General features: G+C 65.0%; 24 protein-coding genes, 2 pseudogenes and 1 riboswitch. Of the genes and pseudogenes, 11 read left to right on the top strand and 15 right to left on the bottom strand.

All coding sequences use genetic code 11. The features are described from left to right. The first annotated feature begins 210 nt into the window (after positions 1 to 210). Positions 211 to 828 (top strand): tyrosine-type recombinase/integrase, encoded by a 618-nt coding sequence (locus GV027_RS18875; RefSeq protein ID WP_236559385.1) that lies wholly within the window; start codon positions 211 to 213, stop codon positions 826 to 828. Between the two features lie 139 nt (positions 829 to 967). On the opposite strand, the gene GV027_RS18870 is transcribed toward GV027_RS18875, so the two are convergent. From GV027_RS18870 to GV027_RS18860, 3 genes are all read right to left on the bottom strand, one after another. Continuing rightward, positions 968 to 1,621 carry a TetR/AcrR family transcriptional regulator gene (locus tag GV027_RS18870; protein WP_201302708.1) on the bottom strand — a complete coding sequence of 218 codons (654 nt, stop codon included), beginning with the start codon at positions 1,619 to 1,621 and terminating at the stop codon, positions 968 to 970. 67 nt (positions 1,622 to 1,688) lie between these two features. Beyond that, on the bottom strand, positions 1,689 to 2,462 hold the full coding sequence (locus GV027_RS18865) for an SDR family oxidoreductase (protein ID WP_159513187.1): 774 nt from the start codon (positions 2,460 to 2,462) through the stop codon (positions 1,689 to 1,691). Then, positions 2,459 to 4,153, bottom strand: coding sequence for an AMP-binding protein (locus GV027_RS18860; RefSeq protein ID WP_201302707.1), 1,695 nt, complete (start codon positions 4,151 to 4,153; stop codon positions 2,459 to 2,461). Before GV027_RS18860 ends, GV027_RS18865 begins: the two co-directional genes overlap by 4 nt. Before the next feature lie 243 nt (positions 4,154 to 4,396). Here GV027_RS18860 and GV027_RS18855 point away from each other — a divergent pair, with 243 nt between their 5' ends. Beyond that, positions 4,397 to 6,013 (top strand): flavin-containing monooxygenase, encoded by a 1,617-nt coding sequence (locus GV027_RS18855; RefSeq protein WP_031441270.1) that lies wholly within the window; start codon positions 4,397 to 4,399, stop codon positions 6,011 to 6,013. Continuing rightward, positions 6,000 to 6,977: an alpha/beta hydrolase gene (locus tag GV027_RS18850; protein WP_159513186.1), complete on the top strand. Its 978-nt coding sequence runs from the start codon at positions 6,000 to 6,002 to the stop codon at positions 6,975 to 6,977. Before GV027_RS18855 ends, GV027_RS18850 begins: the two co-directional genes overlap by 14 nt. On the opposite strand, the gene GV027_RS18845 is transcribed toward GV027_RS18850, so the two are convergent. The 6 genes from GV027_RS18845 to GV027_RS18820 are packed head-to-tail and all read right to left on the bottom strand — an operon-like array spanning position 6,937 to position 12,801. Then, positions 6,937 to 7,698, bottom strand: coding sequence for an SDR family NAD(P)-dependent oxidoreductase (locus GV027_RS18845; protein WP_159513185.1), 762 nt, complete (start codon positions 7,696 to 7,698; stop codon positions 6,937 to 6,939). The two genes, GV027_RS18850 and GV027_RS18845, sit on opposite strands and share 41 nt — an antisense overlap. Before the next feature lie 10 nt (positions 7,699 to 7,708). Further along, positions 7,709 to 8,902, bottom strand: coding sequence for a lipid-transfer protein (locus GV027_RS18840; protein ID WP_159513184.1), 1,194 nt, complete (start codon positions 8,900 to 8,902; stop codon positions 7,709 to 7,711). Next, positions 8,899 to 9,318 carry a Zn-ribbon domain-containing OB-fold protein gene (locus tag GV027_RS18835; RefSeq protein WP_159513183.1) on the bottom strand — a complete coding sequence of 140 codons (420 nt, stop codon included), beginning with the start codon at positions 9,316 to 9,318 and terminating at the stop codon, positions 8,899 to 8,901. Before GV027_RS18835 ends, GV027_RS18840 begins: the two co-directional genes overlap by 4 nt. Beyond that, positions 9,315 to 9,836 (bottom strand): MaoC family dehydratase, encoded by a 522-nt coding sequence (locus GV027_RS18830; RefSeq protein WP_159513182.1) that lies wholly within the window; start codon positions 9,834 to 9,836, stop codon positions 9,315 to 9,317. Before GV027_RS18830 ends, GV027_RS18835 begins: the two co-directional genes overlap by 4 nt. Beyond that, positions 9,833 to 10,276 carry a MaoC family dehydratase gene (locus GV027_RS18825; RefSeq protein WP_159513181.1) on the bottom strand — a complete coding sequence of 148 codons (444 nt, stop codon included), beginning with the start codon at positions 10,274 to 10,276 and terminating at the stop codon, positions 9,833 to 9,835. Before GV027_RS18825 ends, GV027_RS18830 begins: the two co-directional genes overlap by 4 nt. After that, positions 10,276 to 12,801 (bottom strand): TonB-dependent receptor, encoded by a 2,526-nt coding sequence (locus GV027_RS18820; protein WP_236559384.1) that lies wholly within the window; start codon positions 12,799 to 12,801, stop codon positions 10,276 to 10,278. The genes GV027_RS18825 and GV027_RS18820 overlap by 1 nt, the downstream gene beginning before the upstream one ends. A gap of 188 nt (positions 12,802 to 12,989) precedes the next feature. Here GV027_RS18820 and GV027_RS18815 point away from each other — a divergent pair, with 188 nt between their 5' ends. Beyond that, complete coding sequence (locus GV027_RS18815; protein WP_159513180.1) at positions 12,990 to 14,150, top strand: acetyl-CoA C-acetyltransferase; 1,161 nt, start codon at positions 12,990 to 12,992, stop codon at positions 14,148 to 14,150. A gap of 430 nt (positions 14,151 to 14,580) precedes the next feature. Here GV027_RS18815 and GV027_RS18810 read toward each other — a convergent pair whose 3' ends face one another. From GV027_RS18810 to GV027_RS18795, 4 genes and pseudogenes are all read right to left on the bottom strand, one after another. Continuing rightward, positions 14,581 to 15,240: a class I SAM-dependent methyltransferase gene (locus GV027_RS18810; RefSeq protein WP_236559383.1), complete on the bottom strand. Its 660-nt coding sequence runs from the start codon at positions 15,238 to 15,240 to the stop codon at positions 14,581 to 14,583. Positions 15,241 to 15,257: 17 nt separating this feature from the next. Further along, a complete protein-coding gene (locus GV027_RS18805; RefSeq protein WP_159513179.1) occupies positions 15,258 to 15,713 on the bottom strand; it encodes a nuclear transport factor 2 family protein in 456 nt (151 codons plus the stop codon). A 32-nt stretch (positions 15,714 to 15,745) separates the two neighbouring features. Beyond that, positions 15,746 to 16,336: an NADPH-dependent F420 reductase gene (locus GV027_RS18800; RefSeq protein ID WP_159513178.1), complete on the bottom strand. Its 591-nt coding sequence runs from the start codon at positions 16,334 to 16,336 to the stop codon at positions 15,746 to 15,748. Positions 16,337 to 16,396: 60 nt separating this feature from the next. Continuing rightward, positions 16,397 to 17,130: pseudogene (locus tag GV027_RS18795) on the bottom strand (SDR family NAD(P)-dependent oxidoreductase). 203 nt (positions 17,131 to 17,333) lie between these two features. On the opposite strand from GV027_RS18795, the pseudogene GV027_RS18790 reads away from it, so the two are divergent. Then, positions 17,334 to 18,014: pseudogene (locus GV027_RS18790) on the top strand (LysR family transcriptional regulator); the annotation flags it as partial. A gap of 238 nt (positions 18,015 to 18,252) precedes the next feature. On the opposite strand, the gene GV027_RS18785 reads toward GV027_RS18790, so the two are convergent. After that, complete coding sequence (locus tag GV027_RS18785; RefSeq protein WP_159513177.1) at positions 18,253 to 18,873, bottom strand: TetR/AcrR family transcriptional regulator; 621 nt, start codon at positions 18,871 to 18,873, stop codon at positions 18,253 to 18,255. A gap of 83 nt (positions 18,874 to 18,956) precedes the next feature. Between GV027_RS18785 and GV027_RS18780 the strand changes: the two genes are divergently transcribed. Together GV027_RS18780 and GV027_RS21575 are read left to right on the top strand one after the other, a co-directional pair. Then, complete coding sequence (locus tag GV027_RS18780) at positions 18,957 to 19,811, top strand: aldo/keto reductase (RefSeq protein WP_236559382.1); 855 nt, start codon at positions 18,957 to 18,959, stop codon at positions 19,809 to 19,811. Between the two features lie 3 nt (positions 19,812 to 19,814). Continuing rightward, positions 19,815 to 20,033: a hypothetical protein gene (locus GV027_RS21575; RefSeq protein ID WP_236559381.1), complete on the top strand. Its 219-nt coding sequence runs from the start codon at positions 19,815 to 19,817 to the stop codon at positions 20,031 to 20,033. Positions 20,034 to 20,069: 36 nt separating this feature from the next. Here GV027_RS21575 and GV027_RS18775 read toward each other — a convergent pair whose 3' ends face one another. Further along, positions 20,070 to 20,390 carry a hypothetical protein gene (locus tag GV027_RS18775; protein ID WP_159513176.1) on the bottom strand — a complete coding sequence of 107 codons (321 nt, stop codon included), beginning with the start codon at positions 20,388 to 20,390 and terminating at the stop codon, positions 20,070 to 20,072. An 899-nt stretch (positions 20,391 to 21,289) separates the two neighbouring features. On the opposite strand from GV027_RS18775, the gene GV027_RS18765 reads away from it, so the two are divergent. From GV027_RS18765 to GV027_RS18750, 4 genes are read left to right on the top strand one after another with little or no spacing between them, the layout of a single operon-like run. After that, complete coding sequence (locus GV027_RS18765; protein ID WP_159513174.1) at positions 21,290 to 21,985, top strand: glutathione S-transferase family protein; 696 nt, start codon at positions 21,290 to 21,292, stop codon at positions 21,983 to 21,985. Further along, positions 21,982 to 22,701 carry a DUF1428 domain-containing protein gene (locus GV027_RS21940; RefSeq protein WP_159513173.1) on the top strand — a complete coding sequence of 240 codons (720 nt, stop codon included), beginning with the start codon at positions 21,982 to 21,984 and terminating at the stop codon, positions 22,699 to 22,701. Before GV027_RS18765 ends, GV027_RS21940 begins: the two co-directional genes overlap by 4 nt. 11 nt (positions 22,702 to 22,712) lie before the next feature. After that, positions 22,713 to 23,498, top strand: a complete 786-nt coding sequence (locus GV027_RS18755) for a VOC family protein (protein WP_159513172.1) — start codon at positions 22,713 to 22,715, stop codon at positions 23,496 to 23,498. After that, positions 23,495 to 23,980: a VOC family protein gene (locus GV027_RS18750; RefSeq protein WP_159513171.1), complete on the top strand. Its 486-nt coding sequence runs from the start codon at positions 23,495 to 23,497 to the stop codon at positions 23,978 to 23,980. Before GV027_RS18755 ends, GV027_RS18750 begins: the two co-directional genes overlap by 4 nt. Before the next feature lie 181 nt (positions 23,981 to 24,161). Then, positions 24,162 to 24,316, top strand: a riboswitch (cobalamin riboswitch). This riboswitch is flagged as partial in the annotation.

Below are 24,316 nucleotides of genomic sequence, written 5' to 3'. Positions count from 1 at the left end.
CAAGTGTGGGCGTTTTCGGCCGCGTCGCCTACGGCGGGCTACACCCACTTTCGGCCGCACAGAGACTACAAGGCGCCGCCCGAAACCGACAGCTTGTTCAGCATCATCCACGGCTGATCAACCACATTTCTAAACCGCCGGTTTACTAAGCCTGCGTACACTCGATTGACTGATCTGGGTCGATGGAGATGATCGATGGGTCACTCGTCAATGGACCCCGCCTTTCACGAACTTCGGCCTTGGAACGAAGGCCGGCTGATCGGTGCGAAGCGGGCGCTGAAACAGCAACAGGTCTGGGCCATTCGCTTCTGGCTCGACCAGCATAGGCGACTACGCGACCGAGCGCTGTTCGACTTCGCCATCGATAGCAAGCTGCGCGGCTGTGACGTGGTCAGGGTGCGGATCGGCGATGTAGTTTCCGGCGGGCGCGTCCGTGACCGCGCCCTCGTGGTTCAGCAGAAAACCAAACGACCGGTTCAGTTCGAGATAATGGACACAGCGCGAAAGACGATGCGGGCATGGTTGGAACGACGTGGGGGGACACTGAACGACTTCGTCTTCCCGAGCCGCAACGACTACATGGACCACATGAGCACGCGGCAATATGCCCGCCTCGTGCGCGAGTGGGTGGTCGGCATCGGCCTTCCAGCGCAGGATTATGGGACGCACTCTCTACGGCGCACGAAAGCATCGATCATCTACAAGGCGACTGGCAACCTCCGCGCCGTTCAGATCCTTCTCGGCCATGCCAAGATCGACAGCACGGTGCGCTACTTGGGCGTTGACGTGGAGGACGCTTTGGAATTGGCCGAACGCACCGAGGTCTGAGCGGACCCAAATACCGACATTCGTGAGCCGTTTTTCACTTCCAAGGTTCGGTCATTCGTTCATTTTCAAAACGCACGCGAAGTATATGTATTGCGGCATAGATGCACGATTTTAATTACTTTGCCAGGCGTGGCCGCTGCTAATAGGGCGACTCGAGGCCGCTCAAGATCATTTCTGCGAAAACCTTACCGATCTCGTCGGCGGATGCGCCACGATCCGGCTTGTACCAGCGGTGCGACCAGTTGAGCATGCCAAGGATCCCGTAGGCAACAATCCGCGGCACGCCGACCCGGCGAAAGCTCTTGTCGGCATAGCCCTGCTCGACGATGTCGATCACCGATTGTTCGATGTTGCGATTGAGCTGCCGCATATGCTCGGACCAGGTTGATCGGGTGTCGCTGACGTGCGTCAGATCCTCACGAATGTAGATATACAGCAGCGGGTAATTGGAGCCGTAGGAGTTCATCAGCGCGGTGATCAGTTCGCGCAACTTGCGGGCCGGACTGATCGGACTGTCGGCGATGCGGCGCGCCAGTTCCGCGTTGCTTTCCAAGACCGTGCGGACGATCTCGTCGAACATCTGCTCTTTTGACGAGAAGTAATAATAGAGCGTGGCGCGATCGACGCCGAGTTCGGCTGCGACCGCGCTGACGCTCGCCGCGCTGTAGCCGAGCCGGTGGAAGACGCGGACCGCCGCCTCAGAGATTTCCTGGCGGCGGTTCTGATAGGATTCGCGGGGCTCCTTGCCTGCGGCAGATCGTCGCTTGCCGATCAACGATGGTTGCTTTGCCACTCTGATGCCCTTCGATGCGAGATGCCGCACTAAGGGCTCGGGTCGCGCTTGGCGAGGGCGCACACCCTCACCCCCTCGGTGCGCCTGCGACGTAAAGCACCTGCCCGGTCACGAAGCCGGACCGCTCGTCGGCAAAGAACGCGACTGCCTGCGCGATATCATCGGGTAGGCCGGGGCGCCCGACATGGATCCCGCGCATCATCTCGGTCACCATGTCCTCGAACGGCATGTTCATGCGCGCCGCGACCGCACGCGTCATGTCGGTGACGACGAAACCCGGCGCAACCGCGTTGGCCGTGATGCCGTGACGGCCCAGTTCGATCGCCAGCGTCCGCGTGATGCCCTGAACGCCCGCCTTGGCAGCAGCATAATTCGCCTCACCGATCACGCCGAGCGCGGCGATGCTCGACAGGTTGACGATCCGGCCCCATCGCGCGGCGCGCATATGCGGCTGCACCGCGCGACACATCAGGAAGACCGAGCGGAGGTTTACCGCCATCACGACCTCCCAATCGTCCAGCGTCATCTTCGCCAGCGTCCGATCGCGGAGGATGCCGGCATTGTTGACCAGGACAGTGGGTGCCCCGAGGTCCTCGGCGACGCGCGCGACCCCGGCGACGACCGCGTCCTCGTTCGATACGTCGACGGCGACCGCCAGCGCGCGGCGTCCGGTCGCCTCGATCCGGCCGACCGTCTCGGCGCAAGCGTCAGCATCCAGATCGAAGACGGCGACGTCGTGGCTATCCGTCGCAAGCCGCGTGGCGATCGCCGCGCCAATGCCCCGCGCGCCGCCGGTAACGATTGCGATCTTGCGGTCGGGGGCGGTGAAGATCGTCGTCATGGCAACTCCAGGATTTGCAGAGCCTGTTTGGTCAGCAGGAATTTGCGCGCCCGGCCGGACGCCGTGGTCGGGATGGCCGCCGCATCGACGAGCAGGATATGCCGCGGTACCTTGTACCGTGCGAGACGCGCGGCAATCATCGTCTGGAGCGCGGATCGGTCGAGCGTCGCGCCCGGCCGCGCGACGACGAACGCGACGCCCACTTCGCCCATCCGCTCGTCGGGGATCGGCACGACATGCGCCTGCACCACATCGGCATGCGTGGTCAGGAGATCCTCGATCTCGGTCGGCAGCACCTGTTCGCCGCCGCAGCGGTACGATTCCTTGGTCCGGCCCAGCAGCGTGATATAGCCGTCATCGTCGATCCGGCCCAGATCGCCGGTGCGCAACCAGCCCTCGGCATCGAACGCCGCCGCGGTCGCCTCGGGCTTGTTGTAATAGCCCTGCGTCACGCCGTAGCCGCTGGCGACGAGTTCGCCCGTCTCGCCATCGTCCAGGACCGCGCCCGTGCCGGGATCGACGACGCGGTAGGTGACGAGCCGCCCGCCCTGCCGCGGATCGCCGGCGACGCCGACGTCGCGCTGGCGGCCATTCGTCGTCAGCAACCGCTCGACCGGATCGTCGGGACGCGTGACCGTGGTCGATGCGGTCGTCTCGGTCATGCCGTAGCCGGTGGTGATCTCGTCCACCCCCAGCCCCTCGCGGAGACCCTGCCACAGGCGCTCGGGCGCGCGTCCGCCCGATGCCAGCACCGCATTCCAGCGCGACAGGTCGTACGTCCCTTCCCCCGCGGCATCGAGGACCGCGAGCGACATCGCCGGAATCAACAGGGCATCGGTCGCATGATGCCGTGCAATCGCCGCCAGCGTCGCGATCGCATCGAACCGCAACTGCGGCACGATCGCGCCACCGACGAACGGCACCGCCAGCAATCCTTCGACATAGCCGAACACATGATACATCGGCAGCGAGAACAGGATCCGGCGACCATCCTCGAACGCCCGCGCATAGGCGCTGCCATAAGCAGTACGCATCAGCATGTCGTGCGTCAGCAGCACGCCTTTCGGCGGCCCGGTCGTGCCCGACGTGTAGATGATGTCGCAAACGGCGTGTGGATCGACCGTGATCTCCGCGCAGCCACCGCCGGCTTCGAGCGAATACAGCATTCGTGCAGCGCCACGGTCCGGCGCCTCGCCGGTCGGCAGCACCGCGACATGCCGCAGGTTCGGCAAGCCTTCCCCGCCTCCCGAATCTTCCCACCCTGGCGCGATCTGGTCGAGCATGTCGAGATAATCGACCCCGCGAAACCGATCCATCGTGACGAGCAGCACCGAGTCCGACTGATCGAGCAGATAGCGGAGTTCGTCGCAGCGATTAAGGATGTTGATCGGCACGCAGACCGCGCCGATCCGCGATACCGCATATCTGATCGCAACGAATTCGGGATAGTTCGCGAGCACCAGTGCGACCTTCTCGCCGGGTGCCACGCCGAGCGCGACCAGCCCGGCCGCCAGCCGCTTCGACCAGGCGGCGATCTCGGCATAGCTCCAGCTGCGGTCGTCGGTGATCACGCACGGTCGATCCGGCGTCGCGCGAACCGTATCGTCGAGCACCGCGTGCAACGTCCGGGGCTCCCAGACGGGCATCGCGGCCCGCAACGCCTGCTGCCGATCGGCGACCGATCCCATCATCTCCTGCACACCTCGCCATTGCCGGTCCGGTACGGCGCGACGCCATCCGGCCGGAGGTCAATCCTTGGTCGACCAGGGCCGACGACGGCAATCTAATCCGGCGAAAACGGGATCGTCAATGTAGTCGTGGAAAATCGCGTGGATGTGAACGCGGGATACGCTGTTGCCACGTCGCAACGATCTTCCACACGACCGTTGACTGGCATGGGAAAATGAGGGATTACCGATGGACAGGAGAGGTCCATGACGACGTTCGTTGACGCATTGGTGGTCGGTGCCGGGTTCGGCGGTTTGCGGACGTTGCATACGCTACGCTCGCAGGGATTCTCGGTCGCCGTTCTCGAAGCGGGCGACGATATCGGCGGGGTCTGGCAGTTCAATCAATATCCCGGCGCGCGCTGCGACGTCGAAAGCTACGACTATTCCTATCGCTTTTCGCCCGAGCTCGAACAGGAATGGCGCTGGAGCGAACGCTACGCGACGCAGCCCGAAATCCTGCGATACATCAACCACGTCGCCGATCGCTTCGACCTGCGCCGCGACATCCAACTCCGCACCCGCATGGAACGCGCGACGTTCGACGAGGCGACCGCCCGCTGGATCGTCGAGGCGAGCGACGGGCGTTGCTGGAATGCCGAAAAGCTGATCCTCGCGGTGGGACAATTGTCGACGCCCAAGGATACGCGCTATCCGGGTCAGGACGATTTTACCGGGCGCGTCATCTCCAGCGCACGCTGGCCGAAGGACAAGGTCGATTTCACGGGCAAGCGTGTCGCGATCATCGGCACCGGATCGTCGGGCGTGCAGATGACGCCGGTAATCGCCAGGGAGGCCGCGCACCTCACGGTCTTCCAGCGCACTGCAAATTACTCGATCCCTGCCGCCAACGCACCGGTCACTGACGCGGAGGACCGTGCGGTGAAGGCGGACTATCCGGCACGCCGCGAGGCGGCGCGCAATTCGCCGAGCGGTCTCGGTTTCGTGCCCGACAACCGCGCGGCGATCGACGTGCCCGAGGCTGAGCGCAACGCGGCGTTCGAGACTGCGTGGAACCGGCTCGGCTTCGGATTCGCGCTGACCTTCAAGGATATCCTGCTCGACCAGCAATCGAACGATACCGCGTCCGCGTTCATCCGCGGCAAGATCGCGGAACAGGTCGACGATCCAGCGCTGCGCGCCAAGCTCACGCCCGGCGACTTCCCGTTCGGAACACGCCGCCCGTCTGTCGACAGCGGGTATTTCACGGCGTTCAACCGGCCCAATGTTTCGCTCGTCGACATCAGCGAAACCCCGATTGAGCGCTTTACCGAGCACGGCATCCGGACCAGAGATGCCGAATATTTGTTCGACATCGTCATCTACGCGACCGGGTTCGACGCATTTACCGGATCGCTGCTGAAGCCGGAGATCGTCGGTCGCGGAGGGTACACATTGCGCGAGAAATGGTCGGCGGGGCCGGTCAGCTTTCTTGGCATCGGCGTACACGGCTTCCCCAACATGTTCGTTATCGTCGGACCGGGCAGTCCCTCGCTGCTGAGCAACGTGTTGCTGTCGACCGAGGAGCAGGTCGACTGGCTGGTGGCCCTGTTCGATCATTGCCGCCGTGCCGGGATCAACGAAATCGAGGCGACCGGGGAGGCCGAACGCGACTGGGTCGCGCATGTAAACAAGCGGGCGCAGGAAACCCTGTATCCGAAGACGCCGTCCTATTATCTGGGCGCCGAAATGCCGGGCAAGCCGCGCGTCTTCATGCCATATTCCGGGGGTGTCCGCGGCTATCGCCGCATCCTGGAGAAGACCGCGGCCAAGGGCTATGAGGGGCTGACGCTGCGCACGGTCGGCCAGCATGCCGATGCCTGACGACGCGCCCGATCCGGCGTTCGACGCGCTGCTCGGCGACCCGCGCATGGCGTTGCGCCGGCCACCGCCGCATCTGTTCCTCACCGATCTACGCCGCGCCGCGAACGCGTTCCAGGCGCGCACGCCGAGATCCGACGTGGCAGCGGTGGCCGATCACGTCGTGCCCGGGCCGGGCGGACCGATCCCGGTACGACTTTACCGTCCGACGCTAGAGCGAGCCGCCGCAATCCTGTTCTGCCACGGTGGCGGCTTCATCTTCGGCAACCTCGACACGCACGATGCGATGTGCCGGACACTCTCCAATGCGAGCGGCCGGACGGTCGTCGCGGTCGACTATCGGCTGGCACCCGAACACCCTTTCCCCGCTGCACTCGACGACGCGCAGGCGGCACTCGAATGGCTTCGACGAGAGACACGGTCGCTCGACCTTGATCCCGATCGTATCGCCGTTGCCGGGGACAGCGCCGGCGGTCACGTCGCGCTCGGCCTCGCGCTGCGCTGCCGTGACGAAGGCGTCCCGCTCGATCATATCGGCCTGATCTACCCGCTGCTCGATCCCGCTGGCGACAGCACTTCGGCGGTGGAGTTCGCGCAAGGCTATATGCTGACCGCCTCGTTCCTCGCATGGGCGTGGGACGCGTATCGCGGCGGGGGCGTGGCGGATCCGGCGGTCGATCTGACGCGCGCCGATCTGCACGGCCTGCCGGCGACGACGATTGTCACCGCGCAGTTCGACCCGCTGCGTGACGAGGGCGAGGCGCTCGCCCGGCGATTGAGTAACGCCGAGGTCGACGTCGCGCTGCGTCGGTATCCGGGGATGATCCACGGCTTTGCCGGCCTGCCGCAGCTGACACCTGTCGCCGATGCGGCGATCGCGTTCGTTGCATCCCGGATCGCCCCGTCCCAGGCCAGCGCGCCCCAGCTCAGCGGGGGGCCATCCGGATCGCCCCGTCGAGACGGATAACCTCACCGTTGAGCATCGGGTTGGCGATGATCGACGCGATCAGCTGCGCATATTCCTCCGGGCGTCCGAGCCGTGACGGATGCGGTACCTGGGTGCCGAGCGAATCCTGTGCGGCCTGCGGGAGTCCCATCAGCATCGGCGTCAGGAAGATGCCCGGTGCGATCGTCATCACGCGGATCCGGTGCTGTGCCAGGTCGCGCGCCACGGGCAGCGTCAGACCGACGATGCCGCCCTTTGATGCGGCATAGGCTACCTGCCCGACCTGCCCGTCATACGCCGCGACCGACGCGGTGTTGACGATCACGCCGCGCTCCTCGCCGATCGGTTCCGCCGCCGCCAGGCGTGCGGCGAATTTTGAGATTATGTTGAAGCTGCCGACGAGATTGATCTCGACCGTCTTGCGGAACAGGTCGAGCGGATGCGGCGTCCCGTCCTTGCCGACCGTCTTCACCGCCGGCGCGATGCCTGCGCAATTGACCAGCACGCGCGCGACGCCGTGCGCCTGTTCCGCTTCGGCCAGCGCATCCGCTACGCCTTGATCGTCGGTGACGTCGACGCGCGCGAACCGTCCGCCAATCCTCGCCGCGGTCGCCGCGCCAATATCGGCGTTCAGATCGAAGATCGTCACGCGCGCGCCTGCTTCGGCCAGCATCGCCGCCGTGCCCTCGCCCAATCCCGAGGCGCCACCGGTCACGATCGCGGCAATATCCGTCATTAGCATAATCTTGTCCTCACGCCTTCAGGATGACCGAGCCGCCGTTCGCGCCGAGCCCCAGCACCGCGGACATGCCGATGCGCGCACCGGGAACCTGATGCCCTTCGGCCTGTCCGCGCAGCTGCCATGTCAGTTCGCAGATCTGCAGCACGGCCTGCGCGGTGGTCGCCTCGCCGAACGACAGGAATCCGCCGCTTGGGTTGATCGGCAATGTTCCACCGATATCCAGCTCGCCGCGTTCGAGCATCCAGTCGCCCTTCCCCGCCTCGTAAAATCCGAACTGCTCGGGCCAGGCGAGGATATGCCATGCGGTATTGTCCGCCATTTCGAGCACGTTGACGTCTTCGGGCCCGATCCCCGCCATCGCGCAGGCCCGCGCGACCGCGTTGCCGACCTCGCTGGTATGTGTGACGCCCGCGCGCACGCTCGAGGCGATCGTCGGAATCCGGCGGCCGGGATCGCCGAAACTGCCCGTTGCGATCGCGCAGCCCGCGACCGCCACGGCCGGGCGTCCGGTCCGCTTCATCCACGCCTCGCTGCCCAGGATAATGGCCGCCGCACCGTCGCTGACCGGGCAAATCTGGAGCAGGTGAAGCGGATCGGCGACCATCGGCGATGCGAGCACTTCGTCGACCGTCGTTTCCTTGCGGAACCGGGCCAGGCGGTTCCCCGCGGCGTTGCGGCGCATCAGCACCGCGGCACGCGCAAGCGTTTCCTTGCTGGTGCCGAGTTCGTGCATCCGCCGCTGTGCCTCGATCGCCCAATAGGCGGGGTTGGTCGCGCCCATCGCAACCCAGCGGAGGTAATCGCTGTCGCTGATATCGTCCTGGCTGCCGGGCGGGCGCGGGATGAACCCCTTGGGCATCCGCTCGGCGCCGATCACGCACACCACCTCGTGCTCGCCGCTGGCGATCATTGCGTGCGCGGTGTGGAACGCGATCGCCCCGGCCGCGCAGGCGCCGCCGACGTTGACACACGGGATGCCCTGTTCGGCCACCGCCTGAACGATCTCGTTGGCATGCAGCCCCCAGCCCATGCCGCCCTCGAACCGCGAACTCGCCGCGACGAGTCCCTGAACGTCGGGCCAGCCAAGCCCCGCATCGGCGAGCGCGAGGTCGATCGCCTCCAGCGCGAGTTGCAATTGTGGCTTGTCCGGCCACTTGCCCCACGGATGCGCACCGGCCCCAAGCACATAGACGGGCTGAGTCATGGTTCGATCTCCGGCGCGAACTTGTAGGTCAGCACGAGGCCCCGCTCCGCGTCCGCGTAGAGCGGCTCGGCGACCAGCCGGACAGGCGTGCGGATCGCGATCCCGTCGAGCGCAAAGCCCGAAAGCATGCCCATCACCTCGAGCCCGTCGCCGAGGTCGACCAGCCCGATCGCGTAGGGCTGCCAATCGTCGATCCGGAACAGCGACGGCGGCTGATACCGCTGCACGGTATAGCTGACGAGGATACCGCGGGTTGGCAGCACCGCGCGTTCGATCGTCTTTTCCCGACAGTCGGGGTTCCGACAGCTCGGCGCCTGCGGGAAATACACCGTGTCGCACGCGGTACACCGCGTACCGATCAACCGCGGTTCGTCGCCGTGAAGCGCGAACAGCCCGTCTGCGACCATCGCGCTCATAGCGACAGGATATCCCGCGTCTCGCGGAAATAGAGCGTGCCGTTCGCGACATCCTCGACGGTCACCGCATGCCGGACGTACCGCCGCTCGCGCTTCACATATTTGTCGGTGGCGCGCGTCGTGATCCGCACCGTCGCGCCGACCGGGATCGGCGCGAGGATCTCGGAATCGTGGTTGGTGTGGATCGATCCGATCGCAAACGGCCTGGTGTGATCGAACTGCACCGACAGCACGAAATGCGAAACCAGCAAGGGCGGTACGATCGCGCCGCCGAACGGGGACTCGCCCGGAATCGTCCAGCTGTTCATCCGCCAGCCCTCGTACCACGGATTGAAATCCTCGACGCCGTCCGCGTACAGGATCACGAGTTCGGGACTGATCGTCAGCTCACGCGACAGTTCGTCGCCGATCTCGACCATGTCCCAATAGGTCGCGGCACCAGCCTCGAGCCCGTCGATGAAGTCCCGCGTCTGTGCGATCTGGACCGGCGACATCGGCCGCAACTGGTCGGTGCTCATGCGCGATCTCCCGTCACGTCGACATCGACCTCGACGAAGCCGACGGTCTTTTTCTCACCCTCCTCGTTGTCCGCCCAGACATCGACGACGAACCGGAAGCCATCGCCCTTGGCGATCTTTTCGCGGACCACGCCGTGCGTCGTGATGACCTCGTTCGCGAGCGTCGAGGCAATGTATTTGCACACCACGCGCGCGCCGGTGAACATCGCCGCGCCGAAATGGTTGACGCACATCTCCGCGATATAGGCGGACGACATCTCGCCGGTCTGGATCGGTGCCTTCAGCCCCGTCGCGCCGGCATAGGCCGGATCCCAGTGGTTGGGATTGAACCGCCCCCACAACCGCGATCCCATCAGCTGGATCGCCGCCTGCTTCTTGAGCGGTTGCAGTTCATACCCGACCGGAGTGTCGCGCGTGACCAGCAGATCGTTCACATCCATCAGAATTTCCCCGAAAGCTGCAACGCGACTTCACGTCCGCGCGCGATGACGCCGCGTTGTTCGCTGATCGCGCCTGGGACGCTCGCGCCCCCGGTGCGGTCGGCTGCGTAGAGCAGGTAATATTTGTTGGTCAGGTTGCGACCGATCACCGACACCGACCAGCGATCGTCGATCTCGGCGACGCGGGCGCTTGCGTTGAACCGCCAGAGCGAGCGCTGCAGCGTCGATGGCGCCATCGTCTCCGCCGCGTAATAGCTGCCGCTGTAGAAAGCGTCGCCCGTCACGGCGAGCTTGTAGGCGCCGAGCGGAATCGTGACTTCCGCTCCGCCATTGCCGGCCCAATCGGGGGACCGGGCGGGCGCACGACCGTTGAAATCCTGTTGCAGCGTGAGCGCGGTCGCGTTGACGAACGAACAATTCGCCGGGGCGGTGGCGGTCGCGCGGACCGTACCCGTGGGGAAGGCATAGCCATAGCATTGCCCGACGAAATTGCGGAACCGGTTATGCGTATAGGCGATCGCACCGTGCAGCGTCAGCGCCTGGAACGGCGCGTAGTTCACCTCCGCCTCACCGCCGCGCTGACGGACTTCGCCGGCATTGTTGATCGTGTAGGCGACGCGCGCGGGGTCATAGGTGTTCACCTGCAGATCGGTGAACTTGTACGCGAACGCCGCAACGTTGACGCGCAGCCGGCCATCGAGGAACAGCCCCTTTGCGCCAGCCTCGAACCCGCGCGCCTTTTCGGAGTCGAAATCGGTATCGCCGATCCGTGTCCCCGTCTGGAGCGGGCTCGTCAGCCCGAAACCGCCCGACTTGAAGCCGGTCTTGTAGGCGATGAACAGCGTCTTGCTACTGTCGGGCCGCCACGTGACCGTCGCTTCGGGCGAGACGTTGCTGTCCTCGAACTTCCCCTCCAGATAGCCGATCCGGCTCGATCCGGGGTAGGCGGTGTTCAGCGTGTTGAACGTGCCAATGCCATAGAGGTTCTGCTTGCTGAAGCGCTTGCGCTCGCGCGTGTAGCGCGCGCCGCCCGCGATCTCGATCGTCTCGACCGGCTTCACCAGGACCTGCGCGAACCCCGATAGCGTATTGCCGGTCTGGAGGCTGAAATCCTCATATGTCGAATAGCGGTTGGCCGCGGCGTTGTAATTGCCGTCGTTTAGCTTGGTGTCGTTGTTGTCGTGCAATCGCGACGTCTGATAGAACCCGCCGGCCATGAAATTGAACGGGCCCTGCAGGTCGCTGGTGACGCGAAGTTCCTGCGAGAACTGTTCGGCGCGCTGTTCGTTGAAAAATGCGAGCTGCGAGTAGCTGGTCTGGTCCAGCCCCGAGAAGAACCGGTATTTCGTGTAGTTGTAACCGGTCGTGGTATCGATCGACACGGCTCCCAGCTTCCAGCCCAGATCGATCGCCTGCGTCAGGACCGTCAGCTTGCCGTAGGGCGAACCGTCCGCAGTGCCGCCACGCATCGTCGTCGAGATCGCGGCGGGCAGGTTCCCGATCGTCGTCCGGTTGTCGACCACGCAATCGGCCGCCGGATCGGCGATGCCGTACATGCGCGGCGTCGCGCCCGTGCAGGGGCCGATATTCTGCGTCGCGGTGCCGGGCCCGGCGTCCTTGTTGCGGGCGAAGAAGGATTTGGCGCGGAACGTGAAGTTGTCCGAAGGTTCGCCTTTCAGCGTCAACCGCGCCAGGATTTCCTTGTCGCCCGGCCGCGTATCCGTGGTGCCGGGCAATTGCGCCGCCCCCGCCGGGGCGCCGGTGGCGGCGCGGTAGAAGGGGTTCGCGATCGGCCGTGCGGTATTGCGCAGCCAGCCGTCCAGATTGCGATAACGCACCGCGAGACGCGCCCCGAACGTCTCGGAAAGCGGCCCGGAGATCGCGACGTCCGTCGTGCTCTCGTCGCCGACGAATTCATAGGATGTGCGCCCGCTGATTTCCAGCCGGTCGGTCGGATCGGCGGTCGCGATCGAGATCACGCCAGCCGTGTTGTTCTTGCCGAACAGCAATGCCTGCGGGCCCTTCAGTACCTCGACCTGCTGCACATCGAAGATGCCGAGCTGAGCGATACGGCCGTCGCTGGTCTGTACGCCGTCGATCGCGACCGACACCGCCTGCTCGAACCCGGCCTGGTTGGCGGGCGAGCTGATCCCGCGGATCGCGATCGATCCACCGCCGTTCGACTTGTACGCGCCGATGATGACGGTCGGCGTCAGTTCGCCGATCTTGCTGAGGTCGGTCGCGTTGTTGTTGGCGATCTGCGCCTGGCCGACGACCGAGACGATCACTGGCACGGTGTTCAGCGTCTCGCTGCGCCGCCGGGCCGTAACGACGATATCGCCGGTCGACGCGGGTTCGGTCGAAGCTGGTTCGGTCTGGGCTTCGGCTTGCGCAGCCGCGTCCGGCCCCGAAACCGCACCCGGCGCCGTCTGTGCCGTCGCGGGCAGCGCGAGCAGCGCCAGTCCCGAGATTCCACTCGCCAGCATTCCCCTGGTCATCGGGGCCCGCTTCATCGTGCCGCGCATCGTCAGCCTCCTGTTTGCATCCTCGCCGCGCCGCCCTCGCTGGGGCAGTCGCTACGGCAAAACTGACGCAGGCTTTGACGGTTGTCAATGCATGCGTTGACGAATTGAACAGATCTGGCGATCGTGCGATGCAGGGGATCGTTCCGACCGCGAGACTCCTCGCGGCGCCTGTATTAGGATGGAAATCAATGGCAGATGCTTTCATCGTTGATGCGTTGCGCACCCCGGGCGGACGTCGCAAAGGCCGTCTCGCCGGGGTACACCCCGCCGACCTTGGCGCCATCGTTCTCAACGCTCTCGTGGATAGAACGGGGATCGATCCGGCGGCGATCGAAGACGTGATCGTGGGCTGTGTCAGCCAGGCTGGCGAGCAGGCCTTCGCGCTCGGGCGCAATCTCGTGCTGGCCTCGCGGCTACCCGACAGCGTTCCCGCCGTGACGATCGACCGGCAATGCGGATCGTCGCAACAGGCGCTGCATTTCGCCGCGCAGGCGGTGATGTCGGGTACGCAGGACGTGGTGATCGCGGCCGGCGTCGAAAGCATGACGCGAGTCCCGATGGGATCGAACTTCCGCCTCCACGCCGAGGCCGGGCTCGGCACCGGTCCGTGGAGCGAGGCGATCCGCAATCGATATGATGTCGCGGACTTCAGCCAGTTTACCGGCGCGCAGATGGTCGCCGACAAATACGGACTGACGCGCGCGGACATGGATGCCTTCGCGCTCGACAGCCATCGCCGCGCCGCAGCGGCGATCGAACGCGGCGCGTTCGCCGACGAGATCGTTCCCGTCGACACGCCGGCGGGCCCGGTGACGCAAGACGAAGGCGTCCGGTTCGACACGTCGATCGAGGCGATCGGTGCGGTCAAGCCACTGGTCGAGGGCGGCACGATCACCGCAGCGAATGCGAGCCAGATGACCGACGGCGCCAGCGGCGTCCTGATCGTCAGCGAGGCCGCGTTGAAGCGCTTCAACCTTACCCCGATCGCGCGCGTCCACACGCTCACGGTTACCGCGGGCGACCCCGTAATCATGCTCGAGGAGCCCATTCCCGCCACGGCCAAGGCCTTGGCCCGCGCCGGGCTGCGCCTGGCCGATATCGATCTTTACGAGGTAAACGAGGCGTTCGCAGCCATTCCGCTGGCGTGGCTGAAGGCGACCGGGGCTGATCCCTCGCGCCTGAACGTCAACGGTGGCGCGATAGCGCTCGGCCACCCATTGGGCGCGAGCGGGACGAAGTTGACGGCAACTCTCATTCACGCGTTACGCGCGCGCGGCGCGCGCTACGGACTCCAAACAATGTGCGAGGGGGGCGGAATAGCGAACGCAACGATATTGGAAATTGTTTGACGCTTGTGGTATGATTACGCGATCGGTCGCACGACCGACGTCGAAGACGTCCAATAGCTCAATTCGACAAACCGAAACTATATATAATTACAAAGTCAAGTGATAATTCACTTGCGCCTTATAATGAACGATAACGCTATTGCTTATATCATCATAGATTCTGAACTTTTGATCTTGCCCCCCTTCATTTGCGAACGGTTTTCTTGGATCGCACTGAGACTCATACCCGGACGTTCATCCGGCTTATAGCGCTTCCCAAAACCTGCCATTTGTTCAGCTTCCGTCTCGGCCTGGAATGGTCGCTTCCACACGCAACGTCCTCCGAGTGGAATGGCGTCGCGGCCGTTCTAGGGACGCGAAAAAGTGGCGGGTGTTGAGCAATTCCGCCGCTCTCGCGCGCTTCCCGAGCGACTGCTTCCGTCAGAACCTGTCAGGGCTTTAAGAACCGATAGGCGAAACGATCGGTCTCGCCCTTGATCGCGGGATCGAACACCTTGGCCGAGTGCGGATCGTGCGCGTTCGCAAGCAGTGTACTTTCCGCGTCGAGGACGAAGCCAGCCGTCTCCACCTCCTCGCGGACGGCCGCGGGGTCGATCCGGTGCAGCGACTGGGTCTCGCTGGTGCCCGTGCCTGAGGCCGCAGCATGGTCGACGATTACGAAGAAGCCACCGGGCTTGAGCCGGTCGTAGCCGGCGCGATTGAACCGAACCGCAGTCGCGCCCCTAGTCTGGATCAGTGCGGTGTGGAGATCGTGATAGAACAGGTGCATCCACACGACGTCCGCCGTTTGCGTGGCCTCCGGCATCGCGACGATGTCCGCCGATACGCCTTCGACATTTTGATGCCCCCGCTCCTCCGCGAGCGTCCGCCTCAGGTCGACCTGATCGCTCTTCAAATCGAGGATTTCGGTCGGGACGAAGCCGAAGACTCGTCCACCTGGTCCCACCGCATCGGAGAACAGGCGCGTCCAGTCGCCGTTGCCCGGGTAGACGTCGATAACGGGGCGCCTCGCTCGACCCGCGCGAACCGGATCAATTCGGATTGCTGCGATTGGTCGTACATCGGAAACCTCCTTTGAGACCGTGCACACGCGCACGGCGTGAGCGTTTACGAAGCGCGCAGATCGCTGCCATCGTCAGGCGTGGTTCCTGGATTCCCCGGCCCCGACACCGCGCTGGCCCGCGCCAAAGCTTGTGTGTCGATATACTCTTTGATCTTCGTCAGCTTGCCGTTTCGCACGGTGATGTCGAAGATCCATTCGTCGTGGAAGGGCATGTTCGTGGCTTTGATCCGGCCCGTCGCGACACCGATGACCAGGACGCGATCACCCTGCGCGACGAATTCGGGCGGCGTCGGGTATGTCATCTCGATCTCTTGCGACGCCTGCCGGATTACGGCAGCCACGCCGGCGTGCCCGCGGTGCGTCCCGGCCAGCGCCCAGTCCTGACCGGGAATGATCCATTCGATGTCCTCGGCAACCAGCGCCAATAGATCCTGCGGATCGTCGCTGCCCATCGCCGCGAAGAAGTCCTTCACGGTCTCAATGTTCTTTTCGATACTCATGCGATCTACTCCGTTGCGTACCCGCGCGTAGCTCAGTCGAACTTGACCAGATCCTTGAAGATCAGCTGCCCCCAAATGCTGCCGCGCGCCTGCACGAGCAACCCGCCTTCCGCGAGCCCGCCGAGCCTGATCGGCGCGAAGCCGAGCTTTTCCGCGAGCGTACCGATCTCCGCCGTTGCGCCGTCATCGTCGCTCGACAGGAAGACGACGCGCCTGCCAACGTGAACGGCCGGATCCTGCTCGAGGACGCCTGCGACCAGATGGTTGAAGCCCTTGACCAGCCTGGCGCGGGTGAAGGCCTTCGCGACGACGTGGGCAGAAGGCTGTCCGCCCAGCTCGACGCCGTAAGCGTTAGTCGCGTCGACGATCGTCTTTCCGTGCCAGTCGGGGAGCGCCTTGGCGACATCCGCGTGCGCCTCGAACCGCACGGCGAGGAAGATGACGTCCGCCGTGACGGCGTCGGCGAGAGTGGTGGGAATGACGCGGGGGCCGATCGCAGCCGCATCCGCTGCGAAGCTTGCGGGGTCGCGCGTGGTTGCGACGGACACGTCGATTCCGCTTCGGCCAAAAGCTTTCGCGAGTGCCTGGCCGACACTGCCGAAGCCGATGATTGCGTAGGTCATGATAGTCTCCTGTGGTGGCCCCTGCGGGGCGATCGATCGGATCGTGGTGGTTTGAGCGCCTCAGATCTGCGCCAGTCCGCCATCGACGGCGAGCTCGCTGCCGGTCATGAAACCGCTGTCGTCCGAGGCGAGGAAGGCGGCCGCTGCGCCGAGTTCCGCAGGATCGCCCATGCGCTGGAACCCCGTCATCGCACCATAGGCCTTGAGGCCTTCTTCCCCAAGCGCGGCGGCGGCGAGTTCGGTCGCAACCGCGCCGGGCGAGAGCACGTTGACGCGGATGCCGGTGCCCTTGAGGTCCTCGACCCAGGTCCGCGCGAGGTTGCGGACGGCCGCCTTGCTCGCGCTGTAGGTGGTCATTGCCGGCGCGCCGGTGGTGCCCGCGCTCGATCCGGTCAGGATGATCGAGCCACCCTTGCGCATCAGCGGCAAGGCCCCCTCGACCGTGAGGATCGTGCCCTTCACATTGGTGTCGAAGGTATCGTCGATATGGGCGGCGGTGATCGCGCCGAGCTTGACCATGCTGCCCGTCCCGGCATTGGCGAAGACGATGTCGAGCGTGCCGCGCTCGGCCTACACCGCGGCGTAGAGCCGGTCGAGATCGGCCTCGTTGACGACCGAACCCTGCACGGCGCGGGCGTTGGGGCCGAGTTCGGCGACCGCGGCGTCGAGCGCGTCCTGGCGACGGCCGCAGATGAAGACGAAGGCGCCTTCTTCGAAAAACGCCGGGCAGAGGCTAGGCCGATGCCGCTCGCGCCGCCGGTGATCACTGCGGTCTTTCCAGTCAGTCGGGTCATGTCGTACGTCCTTCGTTTCGCCATTTCCGGGCTTTGGCGGGTTGGTGTCCCGTAAACCTGAAGATGGGCGTGACCCGGTCGGACGCTCACTCGGCAATGGCGCACAAGGGTGGTGCGCAATTGATCCGGTAAGCACGCGCATCTGCCCGTGATGTGCTAGTCGGACATTAGGACAAGCGCGGCACGCGGCGCGGGGATGCACCATGATCGACTGGGACGATGTTCGCTACTTTCTCGCCGCCGCGCGCGGAGGATCGGTGCGCGCTGCCGCCAAGCAGCTCGGGGTGAACCACGCGACCGTGCTGCGGCGGATCGCGCAGCTTGAGGATCGCCTTGGCGCGCAGATGTTCGAGCGGCTGCCCTCGGGCTACCGCCTGACGGCGGCGGGCGAGGAAGTCGTCGAGCTCGCGCACCAGATGGAGGCGTCGTCGCACCAGCTGGAAACGCGTGTCCTGGGTCGCGACCAGAGCGTGCGCGGGCTGTTGCGCGTGACGTTGACACCGATCCTCGCGACCCATTTGCTGATGCCCGACTTCGCCGATTTCGCACGCTTGCATCCCGAGATCGAGATGGAGATCCTGTCCTCGGGCGAACTGGCGAACCTGACCAACCGGGAGGCCGACGTCGCGGTCCGCGTCGTCTACGACCGCAAGACGCTGCCGCTCAACCTCCACGGCCTTAAGGGCCCGGAGCTATATGGCGGGGTCTATATTTCGCGCGACCGGCGGGCGGCCTGGCGTACCGGCGCGCCGGATGCCCTCCGCTGGATCGTGATAAGTGGCCACGGGATACCGGACTGGGCGAGCGAGGGTGACGTTCGAACGACGGGTGTTCCCTTTCGCACCACCGACGCCGCGGCACAGATCGCCGCCGTGCGGCAAGGGCTCGGGATCTCCACGCTGCCGTGTTTCGTCGGCGATGCCGATCCGCTGGTCACGCGGGTGCCGGGCACCGAACTGCATCTGTACGGTACGGTACGGTCTGGCTGCTCACGCAGGGCGAAACGCGCAAGACGAAGCGCGTGCGGCTTTTCACCGAGTTCGTGTCGCACAGGCTCGCCGCGCACGCGCCGCTGCTCGCGGGGCTGTCGATACCGGCCGACTGACGTCCGGCAGGTCGACGTCATTCCGGCGCGGAAGGCCATGCCTTCATCGCCGCCCCGGCGACGGCCTGAAGCGTGTTGCGCGAGGCGCCGTCGCGCGCCAGCACCGACATGCCCTGGATCAGCGCCACGACCATGCCGGCAAGTGCGGCTGTATCCGTGTCCGCGGGAAGCGCGCCGTCCGCGATATCGCGCGCGATGCGGGCCGCCAGGTCGGCGGCGATTGCTCGACGGATATCCGCCACGGCGCGCTGGACGTCCTCGGCGGCCGCCGATCCGCTCGCGGTCGCGCTCGCCAGAAGACATCCTCTCGGCGTGTCGTCACCGGTAAAGGCCGTAGCGACCGCGTCGAGCATCTCCGATGCCGCGTCGAACGCCGATGGCGCCCGGTCGATCGTCGCGGCGAACGCGGCGGGGTCGCCAGCATACAGCCGGGCAGCTTCGAGGAAGAGCTGCTTCTTGTCGCCGAATGCGGCGTAGAGGCTCGGTGGGGTGATACCCATCGCCCCGGTCAGATCGGCGATCGACGAGGTCTCATACCCATGGCGCCAGAAGACGAGCATTGCCTGTCGTAGCGCCGCAGAGCGATCGAACGACAAGGGGCGGCCTGTCTTGCGCAGTGGGGTCGAAAGAGGTTTCATAGTGGTCGCTTCGAAACAGTTTAACTGGTGCCCAGGGCCGAGGCATGGGCTTTCATAGCGATCAATATGAAAGAAGTCACCCGATGTCCCTCACCGATTTCCGCACGCTCGGCCGCTCGGGCCTCGTCGTCAGCCCGCTCGCACTGGGGACGATGACCTTCGGGCCCGGTGGATGGAATGCCGACGAGCAGACCGCCCGCACCCTGTTCGACGCCTATCGCGCAGCGGGCGGCAATTTCATCGACACGGCCGACATCTATTCGGGCGGTGCCAGCGAGCAGATCGTGGGCAAGTTCATCAGGGACTCGGGCGCGCGCGACAAGATCGTGCTGGCGACGAAGTTCGCGTTCAACGGCTCGGCCAGCCCGCTCACCGCGCAGCAAGCCGGTGGCGGCAACCCCAACGCCGGTGGCGCGGGCGCGAAGAACATCCACCGCGCGATCGACGCGTCGCTCACCCGCCTGGGGACGGACTATGTCGATCTCTACTGGATGCACATCTGGGACGGCGTGACGCCGGTCGAGGAAATCCTGCAGACGCTGGGCGACCTCGTGCGCGCCGGCAAGATCCGCTATTTTGGCTTTTCGGACATGCCCGCCTGGCTCGCGGTGAAGGCCGCGACCATCGCGTCGGAACGCCGCATTCCCGGGCCGATCACGATGCAGCTCGAATATTCGCTGGTCGCGCGCGATATCGAATCCGAACATATGCCCGTGGCCCGCGAAGGCGGCATGGGCATCATGCCGTGGAGCCCGCTGGCCGGCGGTTTCCTGTCGGGCAAGTACAAGCGCGAGGACACCAGCAACACCGGTCGCCTCAGCGGCGCCAATCCCTTCGGCGACAGTAAGTTCGCCGAGCGTAACTGGGATATTCTCGACGCGCTCAAGGCGGTTGCGGCAGAACTCGATCGTCCTGCCGCGCAGGTCGCGCTGGCATGAGTGATGGCGCGGCCGGGCGTCACCTCGACGCTGATCGGCGCGACGCGGCAGGACCAGATGGAGAGCAACATCGCCGCAACCGGGATTTCGCTGAGCGAGGGGCAGATGCGCCGTCTCGATGAGGCCGGCAAACCCAAGCCCAATTTCAGCGCATCGCTGGTCACGCCCCAGATCCGCCGGATGATCTTCGGCGGTCGGGACGTCACCGGCTGGGGCGAATAGGCGATCCCGGGAACAGGCTTGCCGGCTCGGACGCTCTTAGTGCGCCCGGCGATCCGGGGAACGGTGCGGGCTGGCGAGCATCCATGTGATCCCGCCGAACAGGCCGAGCAGAACCGCCTCGAACAGGAACTGGCTTTCGCTCACCATGCCGCGCCACAGCCCGATGCGGCGCAGCGACAGGATCGACCGATCGCTGGGGCAATACACCTTTGGATGACGCGAGACGGAATGGCGATGGAGAAAGCGTGGCACTGCTGCAGCCATCAATGTCTGGGCTTGGCGAACCTCACCAGGCAGAAGTTTTTGTGCACGGCTCGATCGAAGCCCTAGCGTTTCTGCCGGCAGCCAAGGCAGCATGATGCCGCGACCGTTAGGCGCTGACTTCGGATCGCTCAGCTAGAAGCGTGGGCGGAGTCGCATCGCAGAAGCGGCGTAAAAGGCATCTATCCCGTTGTGCGAGCGCCAAGCGATGATGCGGCGACACGCTCCCCGTCCCACTTGCCTCGCTGGAAATTGATAACGTTCGCTGCCATCGCGACGTTACCGCGAGCCGTGCAAGGCAAGGCCGGCCGCCCGCATCGAACCGAGACGATCAGGCGAGGATACCGACAGGCTGTTCCACGAGAATGCGGAGCGGGAGGCGCCGCCGTCGGACCAGATGCGTTGGGCGACGATCATCATTTCCTCAGGAGTCGGCGCCCTTCCCTCACCCATACAATCGATCACGGCATCCACGAACAAGGGGCTGGTCGATCGCGACATGCTAAGGCACCTTATTGCGGCTTGAACCCGATGTAGGTGCCAGTGACTTCACCGACATGGCGTTCGACCTGATACGCGCCAGACGGACTATTGCGCGGGCCAGACGGCACGAACGCTGTATCTCCCCACCCCGCATCGGCGTATGCTGTAGCATCGCCATCACCCTTGCCGCGAGCACGGTGACGATAGAGAGCTGGAATCAGCTTCCGCCCGCAGTGCCGAGTGCCTGCCATGCCCGACGTTCAAGACTAGGATCTCGCCCACAGCAAGAAGCGCGAACAAGCCGAGCGGCAAGCGTCGGCCTTGGCGAACGATAGATGCGCCAAAGGCGTCCATCGATCCTTGGCGCTGCTATATGGTGATCGTGTCATCTCCGCCCGGCGCGCAATCAATGAGAGCAGCTTGAGCCCATCGCGCTAGCCGTGAAGCGACGCTGAGTCCGAATATGGCCGTCGCAGCAACGGACCAGGCAGAACCGCAATAGGAGGCTTCCGATGCGTCCCACCATCACCGCTTTCGACTGGGTCCCGGATTTCGCAAAGGGACAGGTCCGAGACCTACGCGTCCGCTGGGCGCTCGAAGAGGTCGGCCAACCCTATGACGTGGTCTACCTGAGCCAAGGCGAGCAGAAGCAGGCGCCACACACGGGTCGCCAACCCTTCGGTCAGGTACCGACCTACGAGGAGGGCGGCGTGTTGCTCTTCGAATCCGGCGCGATCGTCCATCATATCGCTAACACGCACCGCGACACGCTACTGCCCGCCGATCCCGCGGCACGGGCGCGCGCGGTCGAGTGGATGTTCGCGGCGCTCAATACGGTCGAGCCGCCGATCATGGATCATGCGATAGCCACGCTGTTCGAACGCGGCGAGCCGTGGTCGGCGCCGCGACTGCCCTCAGTCCTCGATCGCATCGACGAGCGGCTCGGCGAACGGTCGCGACGGCTGGGCGACCGAACCTGGCTCGACGGTGACGTCTTTACCGCGGGCGATCTTCTGATGGTCGCGGTGGTCCGGATCGTCGCCGAAGATGGCATGCTGGATGGCTATCCCGACCTGATCGCTTATGTCGAGCGGGGCACCACGCGTCCCACCTTCGCCAAGGCGCTGGCCGACCAGATGGCTGGCTTCACCGGCAGCCCCCCGCCCGAATTCGCCGCGTGGCTCGCCAAGCAGGGAGAACAGGCATGACCTATATCGAAGGGTTCGTCGTCGCGGTGCCGACTGCCAATCGCCAAGCCTATATCGAGCATGCAGCCGGTGCTGTGGCGTTTTTGAAAGAGTTCGGCGTAGCGCGAATGGTCGAGAATTGGGGCGATGACGTTTCCGTCGGCACGCTCAACGACTTCGCAGGGGCGGTGCAAGCGACCGCGGACGAAACCGTCGTCTTCAGTTGGTTCGAATATCCTGACAAGGCCGCCCGCGACGCCGCCAGTGCCGAGATGATGACCGATCCGCGGATGGAGGCGATGGGCGCGTCAATGCCCTTCGACGGCAGCCGGATGATCTATGCAGGGTTCCAGGCGGAGGTCGAGGAAGGCTCGGCGGCAGGCACGGGGTATGTTGATGGCATCATCCTGCCCGTCTCACCTGCGAACAAAGACGCGTATTTCGCCTTGGCGCGCACGGTGTCGGCGGCCTTCCTCGAAAACGGCGCGATCCGCGTGGTCGAGACCTGGGGCAACGACGTTCCCGCCGGCGAGAAGACGGACTATGCCCGCGCGGCGCATGCCATCGGTGACGAGGTCGTCGTCTATTCCTGGGTCGAGTGGCCGGACAAGGCGACCCGTGACGCCGGCATGCCCAAAGTCATGGCGGACGCGCGGATGCAGACCCCGCCCGCCAACCTGCCGTTCGACGGCAAGCGCATGATCTATGGCGGCTTCACCACGATCCTGGATGCATGAGGAGACGACCGATGCAAAATCCCGACGGCATCCCGATCTGGTTCGAACTCAACACCGCCGATGAGGCCAAAGCGAGGCACTTCTACGCCGCCACGATCGGCTGGACGATCGCGCGCTCGCCCATGCCCGAGCATGGCGCCTATCTGATCGCCAGCACCCCCGATGGCGCGGCGATCGCAGGCATCGCGACACCGCCGCCGAACGCGCCGTCGCTTCCCGACTGGTCGGTCTATTTCGGGACGAGCGACGTTGACGCGACCGCGGCGCAGGTCAGGGAACTGGGCGGCTCGCTCCAGGTCGAACCGACAGACATTCCCGGCGTCGGCCGTTTTGCGATTGCGATGGACCCGCAGCATGTCAGCTTCGTGCTGATGACGGGCGCGAGTCCCGACCCGTCGTCCGCGTTCGTCCAGGGCCCGCACCACGGCCACGGGGTGTGGATCGAACTCGCCACTCCCGATCCCGACGGCGCACTTGCCTTCTACGGCGCCCTGTTCGGCTGGACTAGGGAGGGCGCAATGCCGATGGGGCCGATGGGCGAATATGTCTTCCTCGGCAGCGGCGAGGCCCGCCCCGGCGCGATCATGTCGAGCGCAACCACCGATGCGCCCGCGCGCTGGAACTGGTACGCCTACGTGCCCGATATCGACGCCGCGATCGCTACCGCAACGGGACTTGGCGGCACTCTCCTGCAGGGCCCAGACCAGATTCCCGGCGGCGGCTATTCCGCCAATCTTGGCGACCCAGCCGGCGCTCAAATCGGCATCGTCGGCGAGCGGATCGGCGATGCGGCATGACCAAGATCGCACCCTGCGTCTGGTATGACGGTACCGCCGAGGACGCGGCGACGTTCTACGCCGAGACCTTTCCCGACAGTCGTGTCGATGCGATCCGCCACGCGCCGGGCAATTATTCGAACGGCCAACTCGGTGACGTTCTCACGGTCGAGTTTACGGTGTGCGGCATGGCGTTCCTCGGTCTCAACGGCGCACCGCAGTTCCCGCAGACCCAAGCCGTATCGTTCCTGGTCTATACCGACGATCAGGCGGAGACCGACCGTTACTGGAATGCGATCGTCGGCAATGGCGGCGCGGAAAGCGCCTGCGGGTGGTGCAAGGATCGCTGGGGCGTGAACTGGCAGATTACGCCGCGCATACTGATCGAAGCGATCGGCAGTACCGACGCAGCGATTGCCGCGCGCGCGTTCCAAGCCATGATAACGATGCACAAGATAGACGTCGCCGCGATCGAAGCCGCCATTGCGGGAAGCACCGCATAAACAGGGGAGATACACGTGGACCCATAGCCGGACATTAGCGACGTATTCGCTCCTTCCCAGTTACCGCCATTCGTTAAGGGGCACCGACTTCCCTTCTGACCTCTGTGATGGCCGCTCCGACCGATTGCCCGATGGTCTTCGGCAAGATAGACCGGCGCCGCTGACCTGTTCGATCCGAGCAGGGCGGCATGATCGCGTCGGTGCCCCGAAAGGGGCTTAATAGGGAACGCGGTGAGGGTGGTTCGCCACCTGAAGCCGAGGCTGTCCCTGCAACTGTAAGCGGCGAGCGCGATGCATTTCGCTTCTTCCTGAACCGGAAGAAGCAGCCACTGGGCC

Origin of the sequence: Sphingomonas sp. T1, assembly GCF_902506585.1 — a bacterium.
Lineage (GTDB): Bacteria > Pseudomonadota > Alphaproteobacteria > Sphingomonadales > Sphingomonadaceae > Sphingomonas > Sphingomonas aerolata.
This window is presented reverse-complemented; position numbering and strand designations above follow the sequence as displayed.